The following is a 17,654-nucleotide window of genomic DNA, read 5'->3' as shown; positions in this document are numbered from 1 at the left end:
GATTGCGAAGCGGGCGCACAAGCTTTTTGCCCGCGCGCCGCCACGCTGTATAGCGCCGGCCACGATGCTGCAAACCCATGCCTCGACACCGCCCTGGAGCGGAAAGCCGATCGTGCTCGTCGGGCTGATGGGCGTGGGCAAGTCAACCGTGGGCCGCAGGCTCGCGGGGCGCATGCGGCTGCCCTTCGTCGATGCCGACAACGAGATAGAGCGCGCCGCCGGGATGACGATCGCGGAGATGTTCGAACGGTTCGGCGAGGCGCATTTCCGCGACGGCGAGCGCCGCGTGATCGCGCGCCTGATCGACGGCAGTCCCAAGGTGATCGCCACCGGCGGCGGTGCCTTTATCAACGACGAGACCCGCGCCCTGATCCTGGAGCACGGCCTTGCCGTCTGGCTCGACGCGTCACCCGCGGTGCTGGCGGAGCGCGTGGGCCGTCGCGATCACCGGCCACTCCTGCGCGGCAAGGATGCGAAGGCGGTGCTGACCGAACTCGCAGCGGTCCGCAACCCGTTCTACGCAAAGGCGCCCATCCACATCGTCAGCCAACAGGCGCCGCACGAAGCTACCGTCAACGCCATCCTGGAGGCGATCCGCCCGTGACCACCATTCCCGTCTCCCTTGGCAGCCGCAGCTACGACGTCGTGATCGAAGAAGGGCTGCTCGCCCGCGCCGGTGCCCGGTTGGCGCCGATCGCGGCCGGACGGCGGATGCCGATCGTTGCCGACGAAGCGGTGGCGCCGCATCTGGAGACGCTGCGCCGCTCGCTCGATGCAGCGGGGATCGCGAGTGAGCCCATCGTGCTTCCGGCGGGCGAAGGTTCAAAGAGCTGGGCGACGCTGGAACTGCTGATGGACCGGCTGCTCGCCCTGGGCGTCGAGCGGCGGGACCATATCATCGCGCTGGGTGGCGGCGTGATCGGTGACCTGGTCGGTTTCGCGAGCGCCATTCTGAAGCGGGGATGCGGCTTTGTGCAGGTGCCGACCACGCTGCTCGCGCAGGTCGATTCGTCGGTCGGTGGCAAGACCGGCATCAACACGCGCGCCGGCAAGAATCTGGTGGGTGCGTTCCACCAGCCCGCGATCGTCCTGATCGACCCGACGACACTCGATACCCTGCCGCTGCGCGAAGTCCGCGCAGGCTATGCCGAAGTCGTGAAGTACGGGCTGATCGACGATCCGGAGTTCTTCGCCTGGTGCGAGGTTAACGCCGACCGGTTGCTCGCGGGAGACCCGCAGGCACGCGAGGTCGCGATCTCTCGTTCGGTCGCGGCAAAGGCCCGCATCGTCGGCGAGGATGAGCGCGAGACCAGCGGCCGTCGCGCGCTCCTCAACCTCGGCCACACCTTTGGCCATGCGCTGGAGGCCGAAGCCGGGTTCGATGGCTCGCTGCTGCACGGCGAGGCAGTGGCAGCCGGCATGGCGCTGGCGTTCGCCTTTTCCGCCAGCCGCGGCCTGTCCTCGCCCGAGGACGCGACACGGGTCGCAGCCCACCTGCGCGCAGCCGGACTGCCCGACGGGCTGGCGGCGGCCGGCATTTCGGCGAGCGGCGCCCGGCTGGTAGATCACATGCGCCACGACAAGAAGATGGAGGGCGGCACCCTTGCGCTGCTGCTCGCCCGGGGAATCGGGCAGACCTATGTCGACCGCGATGTCGCGCTGGAGGAAATCGCCGCGTTTCTCGACACCCAGCCCCGCTAAGCGTCAGCCGCCGCGCAAGGCACTCCAGGCCAGCCACAGCCAGCCCAGGATCAGCAGGGTCCCGCCGATCGGCGTGATCGCGCCCAGCCAGCGCGGGGCACCCAGCGCCATGGCATAGAGGGTGCCGGCAAAGATCAGCGCGCCCAGCACGAACAGCCAGGCCGGGCCGCGCGCTTCAAGCCGCAGCGCTACCAGCGCCGCCACCGCGTGGACGAGCTGATAGTGGCCGCCGGTCTGCAGCCACTCGCGTGCCTCCCCCGCCGCGCCATGGGCACCGAAGGCGCCGGCCCCGACGGCGATTGCGCCGGACAACGCCGCAAGAAGCATCAACAGGTTCATCGCGCTTCCCCCATCCTCATTCCTCGCCTCACGCCTCACGCGACAGGCCGTCGCGCGCGGTGCTCCCGAGCGTCTGGTTGAACATCACGTCGCGGCCGGCATAGAGGTCCTGCGCCTCAAGCTGCCGCTCGAGGCGCTTTCTATCGAGCTTCCGATACGCCTCTTCGGTGCGGTCGATCTCGGTCTCGTCCACGCCGACACTGGCCATCGCCTGACGCGCCATAGAGACGGCGGAATCATACACGTCGCGGACAAAGCCGCGCACCGGGGCATCCTTGAGGCGAAGGATCGACAAACGGTCGAACACGCGCATGAAGATGGTGGCGTTGGGGAAAGCCTGTTGCACCGCTTCCAGGTCGGCCGTCTCCATCTGCTCGCCGTCGATACAGAACAGCAGCAGCTGCGCTTCCTCGGCGCCCGCGCGTCGCAGCATGTCGATCCGCGTGCCGTCCCCGTAATAGACCTTCATCCCGAAGTCGCCTGCGCGCTGGATGGTGACGGGGTCGGTATCGATCAGCGAGACACTGATCCCCTGCCCGATCAGCATTTGCGCGACGGTCTGACCGAAGCGGCCATAGCCGATCACCAGTGCCGCGGCGCCATCATGCCGGGGCCCATCAAGGCCGTCGATGCTTGGCGTGGGTTCGACGCGGAAGCGGCGCGTCAACATCATCAGGAACGGCGTGGTGGCCATGGACAGCGTCACGACGGCGGAAAAAACGCTCGCCGCCTCCGGTGCGATCAGCAGCGCGTGTTGCGCCTGGGCGAACAGCACGAACCCGAACTCGCCCCCCTGGCTGAGCAGGAGGCCGAGCGCGAGCGCCTTGCGCCACTTCATTCCGAACAGGATCGCCAGCACCGCGATCACGATCGCCTTGGTCGCGATCAGCGCCAGAGCCATGCCCGTCACGAAGAGCGGACGCTCGGCGATCGCCGACAGGTCGAGCAGCATGCCCACGGAGAGGAAGAACAGGCCCAGCAGGATCGACCGGAACGGTTCGACGTCGGCCTCGAGCTCATGGCGATAGGGGCTGTCGGCCAGCATCACGCCCGCGATGAACGCGCCAAGTGCCGTCGAAAGACCGAGGGTCTCCATCAGCGCGGCGGATGCGATGACGGTGAACAGGCCCGCGAACACGAACATCTCGCGCTCGCCCAGGCTGCCGATCAGGCGGAACAACGGCCGCAGCACGAAGCGTCCGACAAGGATCAGACCGGTGACCGCGAGGAGCGTGTAGAGCGCCAGCAACCACCCGGGGGGGCCGCCAGCATCCTCGGGATTGCGCGACAACGCGGCCGTGATCGTGATCAGCGGCACGATCGACAGATCCTGGAAGAGCAGGATCGAAAAGGCGCGCTCGCCATAGGGCGTCTTCAGGCGCCCTGCCGACTGGAGCATCGGCAGCACCTGCGCCGTCGAGGAGAGCGCGAGGGGCAAACCCAGCGCGATCGCAGCCGGGATGGTGAAGCGCGTGAACAGCCAGACGACGCCGGTGATGGCGATGCCACACAGGGTCACCTGGAGCAGGCCGAAACCCAGAATATCCCGCTTCATCCGCCACAGCCGGGACGGGCTCAGTTCCAGCCCGACCAGAAAAAGGAGCAGCGTGATGCCAAGCTCCGCGATCCCCATCTTCGCCTCGGCATCGCCCGCGAGCCCCAGCACCTGAGGTCCGACAACGACGCCCGCGACGAGGAAGCCGAGGGTGGCACCCAGCTTGAGCTTGCGGAAGATAATAACGAAGAAGAGCGCCGCCCCGAGTAACGGCGCGAAGTCATGGACGAACGAGTTCGCTGCCTCGACCTCCATCAGGCAACTTGCCGCTCACGAGCGTGCTCGGCGGCCTCGGCAGCGGCCTCGAACGCGAGCCGGATGGAGGCGTGCCGGGCGCTATGCGGCAGCGCCGGCTCGAACAGGCCGAGACCCGGCCAGTCCGGCGGCGGAGCTTCGCCGGCGAGCCAGCGGGTGAGCGCATCGCGCGCGTCGGCCAGTTCCTCCGGAGTGCGTCCGATCGCATTCGCCGCCATCAGCGACGACGATGCCTGGCCCAGCGCACAGGCCCGCACCAGTAGCCCGAGCGCTGAGACACGGCCTTCCTCGTCGAGGTCGAGGTCCACGGTTACGCGGCTGCCGCACACCGGAGATCGCTTTTCGACGCTCGCCATGGGGCTTTCCAGCCGCTCATGGTGCGGAATGGTCGCGGCAAGCCGCAGGATCTCGGTGTTGTAGAGGGGCGCGGTCACGCCGCCCATGTAGCCCGCCGCAGGCCCGTGTACGAGGGGCGGCAGCGGCAAAATCGTTCAGTCGGTAGAGTTCACCGGATCCTGGCCGAACACGGGCTCGCCGCGGCGGCGGCGATAGACGAAATCCGCGATGCTGGCGCTGGTAGAATCGAGCAGCGGATAGGTGCGTGACTGGGTGATCCAGTCCGGGCGCTGCTTGGGTCCGCCCGCAATCGTATCGCAGACCAGCACCAGCAGCAGGAAGCCGAGGCTGGACAGAACCAGGCCCTTTACCGCTCCGAACCCGAAACCGAGTGCACGGTCGACCGGCCCCAGGATCGACGTGCGCGTGCGCGATCCGACGCCGTTGGCAACCAGCCGCCCGAGGAAATAGACGACGCCCGCGATCAGCGCGAACGCCAGCGTTGCCGCCCCTGCCGAGGTGCCCACGAACGCAAGGAGCGCGACGCTGAGCGGCGTGTGGAACAGCTTGATCGCGAAGACGACGAAGATCCACGCCATCAGCGAAAGAACTTCGGTCACGAACCCCCGCTTCAGGCCCAGCAGGGCCGCGCCGCCGACGATCAGAAGCACCACGATGTCGAGTGCGGTCAATTCCATTCCTGCCCTCCCCAAGCGCCCCGCACGCCCCCTATCGGCGAGGACGGGCGAAGTCGAGCCGGCGGCCCTCAGCGCCCAAGCATGTGGTCCACAAAGGCCGGCAGGTTGCGGAAGGTGGAAAGCGTGAGGTTGCTGCCCTCCGATGCTTGCGCGCCGGGCACCATGGCGCGGCCGAAACCGAGCTTGCCCGCCTCCTTCAGGCGCAGCGCACCATGCGCCACCGGGCGCACTTCGCCCGACAAGGCCACTTCCCCGAACGCGATGGTGTCGGCAGGCACCGGGCGCTCCGAAAGCGCCGAGATGAGCGCAGCGGCGACGGCAAGATCGGCCGCCGGATCCTGCACCCGATAACCGCCGGCAATGTTGAGATAGACTTCGGAGGTGGCGAAGGCGAGGCCGCAGCGCGCCTCCAGCACCGCCAGGATCATCGCCAGCCGCCCCGAATCCCAGCCGACCACCGCACGCCGGGGCGTCGCGCCGGACGCGAGCCGCACCGTCAGCGCCTGCACCTCGACCAGCACCGGCCGCGTGCCTTCCAGCGCCGGGAACACGACCGTGCCGGTGACACTCTCGTCCCGGCTGGTGAGGAACAGCGACGAGGGGTTGGAGACTTCGCTCAAGCCCTCGGTCGCCATCGAAAACACGCCGATCTCGTCGGTGCCGCCGAAGCGGTTCTTCACGGCGCGCAGAATGCGATACTGGTGGCTGCGCTCGCCCTCGAACGCCAGCACCGTGTCGACCATGTGCTCCAGAACGCGTGGACCCGCGATCGAGCCGTCCTTGGTGACATGGCCCACCAGCACCAGCGCCGTACCGCGCTCCTTGGCAAAGCGGATGAGCTCGCCGGACGAGGCACGGACCTGGCTGACCGTCCCCGGCGCACCCTCGATCAGGTCGGAGTGCATCGTCTGGATCGAGTCGATCACGAGCAGGTCGGGAGCCTCACCGTCCCCGAAGGTGGTAAGGATGTCGCGGACCGAGGTTGCCGCCGCGAGCTGCACCGGGGCCTTGCCGAGGCCGAGGCGGCGCGCGCGCAGCCGCACCTGGTCGGCCGCTTCCTCGCCCGAAACATAGGCGACCGACTTGCCCGCCAGCGCCAGTCGCGCCGTCGCCTGAAGCAGCAGCGTCGACTTGCCGATGCCGGGGTCTCCGCCGATCAGCGTCGCGGAACCCTCGACGAAACCGCCGCCGAGCGCGCGGTCGAGTTCGGAGATGCCGGTCGCCATCCGGTCCGGCAACGGGATGTCGCTGTCGAGGCCCGAAAGCTGGATCGCGCGTCCGCCGGACTGAAGATTATGGCGCGCCTGGAACGGTGTGACGACCGCACCGGCGTCTTCCACCAGCGTGTTCCAGCCGCTGCAGTCGCCGCACTGCCCCGCCCATTGCGCGGTCACCGAACCGCATTGCTGACAGACGTAGCGCTTCCGTGGTTTTGCCATGCCGCCGCCGTAGCATGGGCGGAACGAAAGGGGAATATGACGACGTGAGGGCCGAGGCCGTGCGGAGTCAGTTCAGCTCCGACCCTTCCTTCAAGACCTTGCCGCCATCTTCCTGCACGATCAAATAGGCGGGGTTCTCCCTGCTGCCGTTGCGGACGATCTTGCTCCCCTTGATGGTACGCTGGACGCGCCGCTCGAACTTTTCCTCTACCTTGCCGTGCGCGGTGCCGGAGCCCCATTTCCAGCTGACTTGGTCACCCTTGGCATAGCTGTTGGCCATCGCACCTCTCCACCTGTCCATGGGCGACAGCGCCGGGGCAGCAGGATCGGTTCCGGTGGCGCGACGGGCTTTGCGGGGCTATGGGCGCCTCGATGCAGCCGTCCGACCTCCGCGTCGCCCTCTTCAGTGGCAACTATAACTATGTGCGCGATGGGGCGAACCATGCGCTGAACCTGCTTGCCGGGCATCTGCTGGAAAAGGGCGTCGCGCTGCGGGTCTATTCGCCCACCGCGGCCAAGCCAGCGTTTCCGCCGACGGGCGACCTCGTCAGTGTGCCCTCGATCGGCCTGCCGGGCGGGCGCGGCGAATATCGGCTGGGCTTGGGCCTGCCCGCATCGATCCGGCGGGATCTGGCGGCCTTCCGCCCCAACATCGTCCACGTCTCGGCGCCCGACTTCCTCGGCCACCGCGCCGTGCGCTGGTCACAGCGGCAGGATGTCGCCTGCCTCGCCTCACTCCACACGCGGTTCGAAACCTATGCGCGCTATTACGGCATGGGCTTTCTGGAGCCGGTCTTCACCACCATGTCGCGGCGCTTCTACAACCGGGCAGACCAGGTGATGGTCCCCACCCCGTCGATCGAGGCGCTGATCCGCAGCTGGGGCGTGACCAAGCCGATCGGGCTATGGGGCCGCGGGGTCGACCACGATCGCTTCAACCCGCAAGCGCGCAGCCTGGAATGGCGGCGCAGCCTGGGCATCGCCGATGACGAAGTCGCGGTCGGTTTCCTCGGCCGCCTGGTGCTGGAAAAGGGCCTCGATATCTTTGCCGAGGTCGTGGGCCTGCTGCGCGCACGAGGCGTGCCGCACAAGGTGCTGGTGATCGGCGAGGGTCCCGCCCGCCAGTGGTTCGCGCAACGGGTGCCAGATGCTGCCTTTGCGGGCTTCCAGCGCGGCGACGCGCTCGGCCGCGCGGTGGCGTCGATGGACGTGCTGTTCAACCCGAGCGTGACCGAGACCTGGGGCCAGGTAACGTCCGAGGCGATGGCCTCGGCAATCCCCGTCGTCGCGGCCCGTGCGACCGGTGCCGTCGACCTGGTCGATGATGGCCGAACGGGCGTGCTGGTGCCGCCGCGAGACGTCACCGCCTATGCCGACGCGTTCCAGCGGATCATCGACGATCCCGAACTGCGCCGCGCAATGGGCGCCGCCGGCGAGGCGAAAGCGCAGCGCTATCGCTGGGACACGGCGAACCAGGCGGTTCTCGACGCCTATTTGGAGATGCTGGAGCGGCGCGGACGCTGATCGCGCCCGCGCCGGTCGTTCAGGCTGGCTGCCATTCGAATTGAAGCGGCGCCTCTCGGAAGGCGAAGCGGTCGAGGTGCGTCGCCACCGTTCCTTGAAGGCGCTCCAGCTGTTCGGCAGAGCTTGCCTCGATCCGCACCGTCAGCGCCTCCGGCCCAGCCTCGAACAGCGCGCAGCCGTCGCCCGGGAAGTCGGCGCCGCGAGCATTGTGCGGAAAGACCACGCTGCCCCTCTCCGGCGTAAACTCCACCGCCAGGTTGTGGCTCCAGTGCTTGCAGAGCTGTTGCAGGTAGCGGCTGCCGCTTGCGGTCGGCACCTGCGCGACCGCGGCGAAAGACGGGGCGCTCATGGGAGGCGCTCGATACGTTGCGCCGCCTCGTCGAGGATCGCCGCGATCTCGTGCAGCGTCTCCGGTGCGACCTCCTCGCCGCCCAGCCGCTGGCCCAGTACGGCGCGCAGGTTGCCCATCGCGCGCTTCACCGGCCCGCCACTGGCACGTGCGCCCATCGATGCGACCTGGGTCAGCCGCGCCAGCAGCGCCTCGACCAGTTCGCGCTGCTCGTCGAGGTGTGCGATCCCCGCCGGGGTGATAGCAAAGACCTTGCGCGCGCCGTCCTCTGCCTGTTCCTCCACCAGCCCCATGTCCGCAAGCAGGGTCAGGGTCGGATAGACCACGCCCGGGCTCGGCGCATAGATGCCGCCGGTCCGCTCCTTGATCTCTCGGATCAGGTCATAGCCGTGGCGCGGCTGCTGCTCGATCAGGGCAAGCAGCACCAGCCGCAGGTCGCCGCCATCGAAAAGGCGCCGGCGACCGCCGCGCCCACCCCGCCCTTCGCGTTCTTCGCCCCAGCCGCCGAAGCCGCGGCCAAAGGGCCCGCCGCCCCAGGGGCCGGCAAAGTCGCGTCCGCCGCCAAAGCCGGCGTGCGGACCGCAGCCGCCGCGACCCGACCCGTGGCGGTGTGAATGATGATGCATGCCGAACATGGAACCTCCTATCGCTCGATAGCGTCAAGATATATCTTGTAAGGCTCTTCGCAAGAGGCTGCATCGCTAAAGCTGCGCATTTTTGTTTGGACGCCTATATCGGCGACATGGTCGACCTCTTCGCAGCCTTTGATCCCCCTGCTCCTTCCGAGGAGACCCCTGTCGCCGGGCCGCTCGCCGACCGCCTGCGCCCCCGCCGCCTGGACGAGGTCGTCGGCCAGACGCACCTGACCGGGCCGGAGGGCGCGATCGGGCGAATGGTTGCGGCCGGCAAGCTCTCCTCGATGATCCTGTGGGGGCCGCCCGGTACCGGCAAGACCACCATCGCACGGTTGCTTGCCGATGCGGTCGGGCTGCGCTTTGCCTCCATCTCCGCCGTTTTCTCCGGCGTTGCGGACCTGAAAAAAGTGTTCGCGGAAGCACGCGAACACGCACGCATGGGCCGACGTACACTGTTGTTCGTGGACGAGATCCACCGCTTCAACCGCGCCCAGCAGGACGGCTTCCTCCCCTATGTCGAAGACGGCACGGTCACGCTGGTGGGTGCAACCACCGAGAACCCTTCGTTCGAACTCAACGCCGCGCTGATCTCGCGCGCGCAGGTTCTCATTCTGCGGCGCCTGGATGCGGAGGCGCTGGAGACGCTGCTTGCGCGCGCCGAGGAGGTGGAAGGCCGGCCGCTTCCGCTCGATGCCGATGCGCGTGCCGCGCTTCTGGCGAGCGCGGATGGCGACGGCCGCTTCCTCCTCAACCAGGCGGAGACGCTGTTCTCGATTGGCCTCGACGAACCGCTCGATCCGGCCGCGCTGTCCGCCCTGCTGCAACGGCGCATGGCGATCTACGACAAGGACCGGGAGGGGCACTACAACCTTATCTCCGCGCTCCATAAGTCGCTGCGAGGTTCGGACCCGCAGGCGGCGCTCTACTATCTGGCACGGATGCTGAGCGCGGGCGAGGAACCGCTCTACGTGCTGCGTCGGATCACGCGCTTCGCGAGCGAGGATATCGGGCTCGCCGACCCACAGGCGCTGGTCCAGTGCCTTGCCGCCAAGGATGCCTATGACTTCCTGGGTTCGCCCGAGGGAGAACTCGCGATCGTGCAGGCGTGCCTCTATTGCGCCACCGCGCCGAAATCGAATGCGGCATACAAGGCGCAGAAGGCCGCCTGGCGGGTGGCGAAGGAAACCGGCTCGCTCATGCCGCCGCAGAACATCCTGAACGCCCCGACCAAGCTGATGAAGGAGATCGGCTATGGCGAGGGCTATGCCTATGACCATGACAGCGACGGCGGCTTTTCCGGCGCCAATTATTGGCCCGAGGAACTGCCGCCGCAGGCGTTCTACGCGCCCACCGAACGTGGTTTCGAAAAGCGGCTTAGCGAGCGGATGGCATGGTGGGACGCCCGCCGCCACGGTCGAACCCCGGAAGACGAGCGCTGATCGCACCGGACCGCTTCACCCGGTTCGCCGCGATCGACTGGTCGGGCGCAAAGGGGCATCGCCACCGCGGAATCGCGGTGGCGGTGTGCGAGGCTGGAGATGCCGCGCCCGAGCTGGTGCCTGCGCCCCGCGGCGTGTGGTCGCGAACCGACGTGCTCCACTGGTTGCGCGAGCAGGCGGATACACCGCTCATGGTCGGCTTCGACTTCAGCTTCGCGCCGCCGCTGGTCGAGCGCGGCGCCTATCTACCCGGTGAGGCGACCCCCACCACCGCGCGCGCCTTCTGGGCCTATGTCGATGCCGATTGCGACGATGCCGATCTGGGCGCGGCCTCGTTCCTGGAGCGGCGGCGCGGGGTGCATTTCTACCTGGGTGCGCGCGACGGGGCGAAGGCGCAGTTCCTGCACCTACGCCGGTGCGAGGCGGCGTTCAACGCCACCGGCGCCGGCCGCGCCTCAACGCTGTATGATGCCATCGGCGCGGCGCAGGTTGCCAAGGCGAGCTTTGCGGGCATGCGCCTGCTCTACCACCTCGGCCCCGCCGTGCCGGTATGGCCGTTCGATCCCGTCCCGGCGAAGGGCGCCCTGATCGTCGAGATCTACACGACCGTCGCCGCCCGCGCCGCCGGCTTGCGCAAGGGCCTGAGCAAGCTGCGTGACGCAGCGGCGCTGGACACCGCGCTGGCCGCGTTCGGCAGCCGCCCGCATGCGCCGCTGACCGGCTATGACGACCATGCGACCGATGCGATCATGGCCGCTGCCTGGCTTCGTCACGTCGCCGCAAGCCCCGAACTCTGGCACCCGCCGGCACTCAGTACCGAAATTCGACGCAGCGAAGGCTGGACGTTCGGCGTTCTCTGACGCAAGGGAAGCGCAACGCCGGTTTAGCTCAGCTGGTAGAGCAGCGGTTTTGTAAACCGAAGGTCGCGGGTTCGATTCCTGCAACCGGCACCACGCCATCTCCCGCGAAACCTGATTCAGGTCTCGCCCTCGCTTCGGCGGACTCCTAGAGATGCACCAGGCGCATGTGTGAAGCAGGCCTCCTCCAAACCGAAGCCCTCGCCTGATAGATCGAGTAGCCGCACAGCAGGCCGTATAGTGCCAGGCCCTCGACCTGCCAGAAGGGCATGGTCGCCATGGTCAACAGGAAGAAGGCGAAGTGCGCGGCCAGGAGCTTGAAGCGCTCCTCGGCTGCGCGGGCGGCCGCGGTAAACATCACCACCCACAGGGCTATCATCGCGGCCACGCCGAGCCAGCCGAGCTCATAGAGCGTGGCTACCAGGGTGTTGTGCGGATAGACCTTGAAGAGACCCACCCAGCTCTCCGGCCCGAAGCCAAAGAGGTGCTGAATCGGCGTGCCGTCGACCCATGCGTAGATGTAGCTGCTCCAGATCAAGGGGCGCGCGGACATCACCTGGCGTTCGAGATAGTCGAATTCGCGCGGCGGTTTGATCAGTCCCGAAGGGTCCGAAAGGAACGTCGCCAGATCCGCGAACTTCGCGCTGTAGAGCACGACCATGACCGACACGAGCAACAGCCCGGTCACGACTGCGGTACTGGCCATCAGCACCCGTTGCTCGCGCCGGACGCTCACGGTGAATCCCACGAGGAAGGTCGCAATCGCGAGCGGAGCGATCGCCAGGATCGAGGTGCGATATCCGGCGAGCAGGATGCCGACCAGCGTCGCGAGGAGAAAGCCCAGCCGCACGAACCGGGGCGCGGATGTCGCGAAGCAGCCGACCATGAAGCCGGTGACCAGCGCTACCGAGAAGGCCGCCTCGTGGTTGTATCCGCCGATCCAGACCAGTCCGTCGCCCTCCTCCGACCCCTTGGGCAAGTTCAGGGCAACGGAAAGCGCCTGGAACACCAAGAGCGGCAGGAAAGACACCATCGCCCATGTCAGGAACTTGGCTGACGGGTCGAGCCGCATGGCCTGGAATACGGCCAGCGCGATCACCAGAAGATAGGCGTATTTCACCGCCACGTTCAGGCCACCCGCCACGTCGCCATTCAGCGCCGCGCTCACAAGGGCAAGCAGCACCAGCGCGTAGACCGGCAGGAGCCACCGGATCGCCAGGTTGGCCGGACGAACGACGAAGAGCAGCCCGAACCCGGTGACCCCGATGGACAAGAGCGCGTTGCCGGAAAACCCCGCCGCAAAGGGCTTGAACATGTACACGTGATAGGCGCCGGCAATGTAGCGCAGCCACAGTGCAACGATCACGAACGCGCCCGGCTTGCTTCCGGCCCTTCGCGCAGCGATCACGAGCGGCACGAGCAGCAGGATCGTCACGGGCACCAGCACGCCCAGCCCGAAGGACGGGCCGAAGCTGGATGTGCCGGCGTTCACGAGGCCCGGTCAGTCAGCATAATATTGGCGGTACTCGCGCAAATAGTAGCTCGCTTCGTCGAACCCGGCGCGCTCCTGCTCGCGGACGTCGATCAGCGTGAGCACGGCGCCCACCACTTCGGCCTGGACATCGTACAGCCGGCGAAGTGCCGCTGCGGCGGCCTTTGCCGGAGTCTTGCGCCAGCGGACCAGGAAGACGACGCCGTCAGCCATGCTGGCGATCACGCGCGCCTCGTCCACCGGAAGGACCGGCGGGCAATCCAGCAGTACCAGGTCGTAGCGCTCCCGCACGGTGTCGAGGAGCTCCGCCAACCGCGGGCTGTCCGCCAGGGTGATACCCGCGCCGTCGAGGCGCTGCGGCAGCAAATTGGCAGAGGAGAGCGTGTCCTGGACGATCGCTTCGTCGAGCATAGCCTCGCCCGCGAGCACCTCGTGAAGGCCGACCGTCACATCCTTGGCGAATTGCCGGCTCGACGCGCGCTGGCGCGCATCGCAGTCGATCAGGAGTACACTGCTGCCGGACGCCGCGGCGGCGCGGGCCAAGCCCATGGTCGTCGTCGTCTTCCCCTCCCCCGGAACGGAGGAGGTGATTGCGACCACGCACAGCCGCTTGCCGGTGCCCGCAAACTGGATCGAAGTTCGCAATGTCCGGAAAGCCTCCGCAAAGCCCGATTGCGGCCGCTTGATGGGCAATTCGGCCGGTGGCGCGGGGAGGCCCGCCTTGCGGTATCCGGGCAAGGTGCTCGCATCCGGGAGCGACGCGAGCGTTGGCAGCGCGAGGGCTTTCTCGATGCCGTCGCTGCTCTCCAGCCCGCGTTCCAGAAGCTGCAGCAAGACGACAAGCAGGACGCCGACGCCGAGCCCGCCGAGGATAGCGAGCGTCGCGAAGATCAGCGGATTTGGCGAGCTCGGCGCATTGGGCACGCGTGCCCGGCTAACGATATAGGCATTGCTTCGCTCCAGGCCCGCCTGTGCGACAGTCTGGCGATACCGATCGAGAAACGCCTGGTAGAGCGTCCGCGCCGACTCGGCGTTGCGCTCGAGTTCATTCAGCCGGACGGACGCGCGGTTGTCGCTCGCAAGCTTACCCTGCGAGCTCGCGACCGATCCGGCGAGCGAGGCGGCACGCTGGCGGGCGATGTCCGCCTGGATCGACACATTGGCGACAATCCGCTGAACTTCAGCTGCGATCTGTGCGTCGCTCGTCTGCAACGCGGTCTGGGCGCGCACCACCTCCGGGTGGCGGGGGCCATAGCGCTTCTGCAAGGCGGCGACCGTGCGGGCGGACTCGGCGCGCTGGGCGCGAAGCTGGCTCACCACTGGCGAGTCGAGTGAGTCACCCAGTTCCTCGCCCGTGCCTCCGCGGCGCAGCTGGGCACGAGTCGCGGCGAGCCGCGCCTGCGCGGCAGCGCTCTCCGCCCGCGCCTGAGCAAGCTGCGTCGACAGGCCCGAAAGTTCTTCCTGGGTGACCGTGCTCGTGTTCGAGGCCGAGAACAGGTCCTGCGATCCACGATAGGCGACGACTGCCTGCTCCGCGTCGAGGACCTGGCGCCTCAGGCGCTGGAGGCGCTGCTCCAGGAACCGGCTCGCCCGCTCGGTGGCCTGAGCCTTGGTCCCCGCCTGCCCGGAGACATATTCCTCGACGATGGTATTCACCACCTGGGTGGCGCGCTGTGGCGACTCCGCTTCGAAGGACACGCTGATCGCGTAGGAGAGACCGTCGCGCTTGACGGCAAGGCCCGACAGCACGGTGCCGATCGCCCGCTGCTTGCCGATCGGGTCCGGCCGCGTCTGACCCTCCACCGCCATCTTGTTGAACATGGGGTCGCGGTCGAGCTGCAAACGGTCGACCACGCGCCCGATCAGCTCGGGCGAACGCAGGACCTGCACCTCGGTATCGACCGCGGCGGAATCGGGATCGACCGTGGGCACCACGGAATCGACATTGATGACGCGCTCTGCCGTCCGTTCCAACGCGACCTGCGCCGTCGCCACATACCGCGGCTCAGCCGAGAAATAGGCTGTGGCGGAGACGACGATCGCCGTCAGCATCGCCACACAAAGCAACAGCCACCGGCGGCGGATGATCATCCAGAACCGGCGGAGGTCGATCAGGGCGCCCCGATCGACCTGTGCGTCGGGCTCCGGCGGCTGCGACGGGCGGCGTGATACATGTGCGTCCATCGTCAGGCCCCTCCCAACGCAGGGCACCGCGCCCCCGCGAGGTTGACCATGTCGGGCGCCACACAATGCCTTGCGATCACAGAGTCGAATTCCTCAACGTCGGCCATGGGCGCGTAGCCATGGGTAAGTCGGATGGGCAAACCGCCCGGGTTCGGGATAATTCCCAATTGCGTCGGGGCAGTTGCGAGAAGGGAGCGAGGGCCGGTTCGACCAACGGTGAAAACCGCATTGCGCGTTCGTTGCATGTTCCCGCCCTCTTCTGGTCGCCGGACCCCGCAGAATCCGCACGAGATGAGACTGCGCCTCCGCGCTGCAGTGCAGCAAGAGCACGGCGTCGAAACGTGTTCAAAGCGCGCCCGAAGCATCAGGAAGGAAGGTCGGAGCCGTTTGGGCCGCAAAGGTCAGAGCTTGGGCGGCGTGCCGGCAAACTGCACACCACCGGGTACCGACCCCTTGCCACGCGGCCTCACCAGCGGCGTGCCGGGGGGTACCTGGATGTCATGCGATCCGATGATGATGCGCGCCGCGCCGTCATGGACGTCGAAGATCGGCCAGCGTTGCTTGCTGCGGACGATGAGGTGCTCGATGTGGATTGTCAGGGGCTCGCCGCTCGCCTGCGCGGCCATGATCGCGAAATGATTGGTGTCGCCGATCCCGCCGAGCTTGTGCGGCTCCACACTGGTGAGCCGGGTCGCCCGGATGTTCGACCAGAGCCGGTAGTTGCGGGCATTGCCGCCGCTGACGCAGTCGTCGAGCAACGTCTCGGTCGATTTCAGGTCGAACCCGCCATCACTGTTGTTCCAGGCGGCGCATTGCCGAAAGACGAGCCCGGAGTTTCCCCGCTCGCTTGAAAACCCGTCCCCGTTCCAATATTGGCGGTCCTTCCGTTTCCAGCGGAAGTCCCGCATCGTGCAGCGTTCGAGCGTAAAGTCGTGCGCGGTGTCCGCAAAGGCTATCCCGACGGGCAGGTCGCGTGCACCGGTGGTCAGGGTCCCGCTGGCGGTGACGTCCTCGATCCTGCCGTCATGGCTCGCATAGCGGATGCGCGCGAAGCTGCGCGTCAGGCCACTCGCCTTTGCGCCGCGCACTCGCAGCCCCACGCAATCCGCGGATTTTCCGCGTTCGAGCGCACTGTTCTCGATGACGCGGTAGCCGCCCTCCACGTTGACGTCGGTGATCCGCACGTTGCGCACGCCGTCACGGATCAGGAAGAGGCCGTTGCCGACGTCGCGCGCGCGAATATTCCGATAGGTAGCGCCGGAGCGGACTATATATACGGGCTCGCCGTCGGCGGCGATCTCCGTCCCTCCCGCATTCGCGAGGCGTCCTAGCAAGCCGGTCATGTCCCGCCTGCTACCGTCATGAGCGGCGGCGACACCAGTGCACTGCGCCGCGCCGTGTCAGAGGCGCGGCGGAGATGCGGGAACTCAGTGCAGCGTGGCTACGGAGTGCCCGGACCACTGGACGCCGTCACCCGACGGCCTGGACGGAACTTCAGGCATGGACTGCCAATAGACGTGGCGCAGCTGGCTGAAGCGGCGAAAGGCGTCCTCACCTTCCCCGGAGCTCGGCGCAGGCGGCGTGCTCCGGCGCGACCCGCCAGACGCGGATGCAACCGTGCGGCCATTGATTGCGATGGTGGCGGAGAGCGTCCGGTCCAGCACCTCGCGACGCTCGGCGCGATCCTGCCCGAAATAATACAGCGTTGGCGCGGTTGCGTGCTCGTGCACCGCGCGAAGGGCGTCTTCCAGATCCCGATAATTACAGAGCGGCAGGATTGCGCCGCGGACGTCCTCCTGCATGAGGCGCATGTCCGGCGTCGCATGCCGCACGATGTGAAGCGGTATCTGGTGGGTAGCCCCGGCAGACGAGTCCACCACCATCACCTCTCCCCCGCGCGCGCGCGCGTCTTGAAGGAGTAGGGCCAACCGCTCCTTGTCCGCTTCAGACCAGGGAGCGGCGCTGCCGACTTCGTGTCGGCGCTGCATCGCGGCCCGCCAAAGCCAGCCGGCGATCGCCTCTTCCTGATCTTCCGGCACAAGCAGATAGTCCGGCGACAAGGCGGCGCGACCGCCATTGGCCAGCTTGCTTGCGATTACCTGATCCGCGGCAACGCGAAAATCGGCGCTGCGGCCAATGATGACCGGCGACTTGCTCAAGCGCCCTGCCAGATTGCCATGCCGCGTCGGCCCGCCCTCTGCCGCGCCTGCCACGACTAGATCCACGTCCGTTTCGGAAAACAGCGTACCGGCTGGCGCCACCGCCAGCTCAAGCATGTCGAAATAGTTCGGCACCAGCTCGGCGAAGAGGCCTGAGAGAGCGCCGCATCGCCGGTCGAATGCGATCGTCACGCGGTTGCCCGCCGCGAGCGCGCCAGCGAGCGCCTTTGCCAGCTGCAGCACCGGCAATTCGGCGGGCACGACGACGCCCACGATCCCGACCGGCTGATATTCGACATAATCGCCGCGACGCAGGAGGCGCTTCACGACATTCGGCTCGGCCGCCGGTCGCATCCAGGAGGGCAGACCACGCAACGACTCGCTGAGGACGACGCTTGCGGGCGCAACTTGAGTCTGCATCGCCGCTGCTTCGTCCAAGGCGCCATCATCGTGGCCGAGCGCGGCACAAATCGCCGCGCCATTCTCTTCGACCAGCGCCACTGCCCGACGGAGCCGGTCGCACCGCGTCGAAAGCGGCACCGGCAGCTCGGCGAAGAAGGCCGCCCGTTGCGAATTCAGCATCCTCAAACTTTCCAGATCCTGCGAGCGTCATCGCTCTTTTCATAGCGGCGACCCGTGCCAAGACCGCGACGAGTGGGCAAGCAATTCTGAGGGTTAATTTGCTCGTTCAG

17 protein-coding genes and 1 tRNA gene are annotated in these 17,654 nt (G+C 67.4%); 6 read left to right on the top strand and 12 right to left on the bottom strand.

Annotated features, from left to right (window positions below; translation table 11 throughout):
• Window positions 1-64 precede the first annotated feature (64 nt).
• Window positions 65-604 carry a shikimate kinase gene (locus QP045_RS10785; protein WP_422514981.1) on the top strand — a complete coding sequence of 180 codons (540 nt, stop codon included), beginning with the start codon at window positions 65-67 and terminating at the stop codon, window positions 602-604.
• The gene (gene aroB, locus QP045_RS10780) at window positions 601-1,701 is read left to right on the top strand and encodes a 3-dehydroquinate synthase (protein WP_422514980.1); all 1,101 of its coding nucleotides are present in this window, start codon (window positions 601-603) and stop codon (window positions 1,699-1,701) included. Before QP045_RS10785 ends, aroB begins: the two co-directional genes overlap by 4 nt.
• Window positions 1,702-1,704: 3 nt before the next feature.
• Here the strand turns inward: aroB and QP045_RS10775 are convergent, their stop codons facing one another.
• From QP045_RS10775 to QP045_RS10750, 6 genes are all read right to left on the bottom strand, one after another.
• Entirely contained in the window at window positions 1,705-2,040 is a 336-nt protein-coding gene (locus tag QP045_RS10775) for a DUF423 domain-containing protein (protein WP_422514979.1), read from the bottom strand.
• A gap of 28 nt (window positions 2,041-2,068) precedes the next feature.
• A complete protein-coding gene (locus tag QP045_RS10770) occupies window positions 2,069-3,850 on the bottom strand; it encodes a cation:proton antiporter (RefSeq protein WP_422514978.1) in 1,782 nt (593 codons plus the stop codon).
• Complete coding sequence (locus QP045_RS10765; protein WP_422514977.1) at window positions 3,850-4,293, bottom strand: iron-sulfur cluster assembly scaffold protein; 444 nt, start codon at window positions 4,291-4,293, stop codon at window positions 3,850-3,852. The genes QP045_RS10770 and QP045_RS10765 overlap by 1 nt, the downstream gene beginning before the upstream one ends.
• Before the next feature lie 48 nt (window positions 4,294-4,341).
• Window positions 4,342-4,884, bottom strand: coding sequence for a CvpA family protein (locus QP045_RS10760; RefSeq protein ID WP_422514976.1), 543 nt, complete (start codon window positions 4,882-4,884; stop codon window positions 4,342-4,344).
• 68 nt (window positions 4,885-4,952) lie between these two features.
• On the bottom strand, window positions 4,953-6,323 hold the full coding sequence (gene radA / locus QP045_RS10755) for a DNA repair protein RadA (protein ID WP_422514975.1): 1,371 nt from the start codon (window positions 6,321-6,323) through the stop codon (window positions 4,953-4,955).
• A 67-nt stretch (window positions 6,324-6,390) separates the two neighbouring features.
• Window positions 6,391-6,603, bottom strand: a complete 213-nt coding sequence (locus QP045_RS10750; RefSeq protein ID WP_422514974.1) for a DUF2945 domain-containing protein — start codon at window positions 6,601-6,603, stop codon at window positions 6,391-6,393.
• Between the two features lie 92 nt (window positions 6,604-6,695).
• Here QP045_RS10750 and QP045_RS10745 point away from each other — a divergent pair, with 92 nt between their 5' ends.
• Complete coding sequence (locus QP045_RS10745; protein WP_422514973.1) at window positions 6,696-7,847, top strand: glycosyltransferase family 4 protein; 1,152 nt, start codon at window positions 6,696-6,698, stop codon at window positions 7,845-7,847.
• A gap of 19 nt (window positions 7,848-7,866) precedes the next feature.
• On the opposite strand, the gene QP045_RS10740 is transcribed toward QP045_RS10745, so the two are convergent.
• Both QP045_RS10740 and QP045_RS10735 read right to left on the bottom strand, forming a co-directional pair.
• The gene (locus tag QP045_RS10740) at window positions 7,867-8,196 is read right to left on the bottom strand and encodes a DUF2218 domain-containing protein (RefSeq protein ID WP_422514972.1); all 330 of its coding nucleotides are present in this window, start codon (window positions 8,194-8,196) and stop codon (window positions 7,867-7,869) included.
• Entirely contained in the window at window positions 8,193-8,831 is a 639-nt protein-coding gene (locus tag QP045_RS10735) for a PadR family transcriptional regulator (RefSeq protein ID WP_422514971.1), read from the bottom strand. Before QP045_RS10735 ends, QP045_RS10740 begins: the two co-directional genes overlap by 4 nt.
• A 107-nt stretch (window positions 8,832-8,938) precedes the next feature.
• Between QP045_RS10735 and QP045_RS10730 the strand changes: the two genes are divergently transcribed.
• The 3 genes from QP045_RS10730 (at window position 8,939) to QP045_RS10720 (ending at window position 11,223) form a co-directional block, all read left to right on the top strand.
• Window positions 8,939-10,270 (top strand): replication-associated recombination protein A, encoded by a 1,332-nt coding sequence (locus QP045_RS10730; RefSeq protein ID WP_422515060.1) that lies wholly within the window; start codon window positions 8,939-8,941, stop codon window positions 10,268-10,270.
• Complete coding sequence (locus QP045_RS10725; RefSeq protein ID WP_422514970.1) at window positions 10,222-11,130, top strand: hypothetical protein; 909 nt, start codon at window positions 10,222-10,224, stop codon at window positions 11,128-11,130. Before QP045_RS10730 ends, QP045_RS10725 begins: the two co-directional genes overlap by 49 nt.
• Window positions 11,131-11,147: 17 nt before the next feature.
• Window positions 11,148-11,223: transfer RNA gene (locus QP045_RS10720), tRNA-Thr, on the top strand.
• A 52-nt stretch (window positions 11,224-11,275) separates the two neighbouring features.
• Here QP045_RS10720 and QP045_RS10715 read toward each other — a convergent pair.
• The 4 genes from QP045_RS10715 to QP045_RS10700 form a co-directional block, all read right to left on the bottom strand.
• Window positions 11,276-12,619, bottom strand: coding sequence for a hypothetical protein (locus tag QP045_RS10715; RefSeq protein ID WP_422514969.1), 1,344 nt, complete (start codon window positions 12,617-12,619; stop codon window positions 11,276-11,278).
• Between the two features lie 9 nt (window positions 12,620-12,628).
• Window positions 12,629-14,803, bottom strand: coding sequence for a GumC family protein (locus QP045_RS10710; RefSeq protein ID WP_422514968.1), 2,175 nt, complete (start codon window positions 14,801-14,803; stop codon window positions 12,629-12,631).
• 401 nt (window positions 14,804-15,204) lie between these two features.
• Window positions 15,205-16,146: a hypothetical protein gene (locus QP045_RS10705; protein ID WP_422514967.1), complete on the bottom strand. Its 942-nt coding sequence runs from the start codon at window positions 16,144-16,146 to the stop codon at window positions 15,205-15,207.
• An 84-nt stretch (window positions 16,147-16,230) separates the two neighbouring features.
• Complete coding sequence (locus QP045_RS10700; protein ID WP_422514966.1) at window positions 16,231-17,544, bottom strand: aldehyde dehydrogenase family protein; 1,314 nt, start codon at window positions 17,542-17,544, stop codon at window positions 16,231-16,233.
• Window positions 17,545-17,654 lie beyond the last annotated feature (110 nt).

The sequence above is a fragment of the Sphingomonas sp. 3-13AW genome (genome assembly GCF_049311085.1).
GTDB lineage: Bacteria > Pseudomonadota > Alphaproteobacteria > Sphingomonadales > Sphingomonadaceae > Sphingomonas.
The sequence above is the reverse complement of the archived record's forward strand: the minus strand, read 5'-3'. Positions and strand labels throughout refer to the sequence as shown.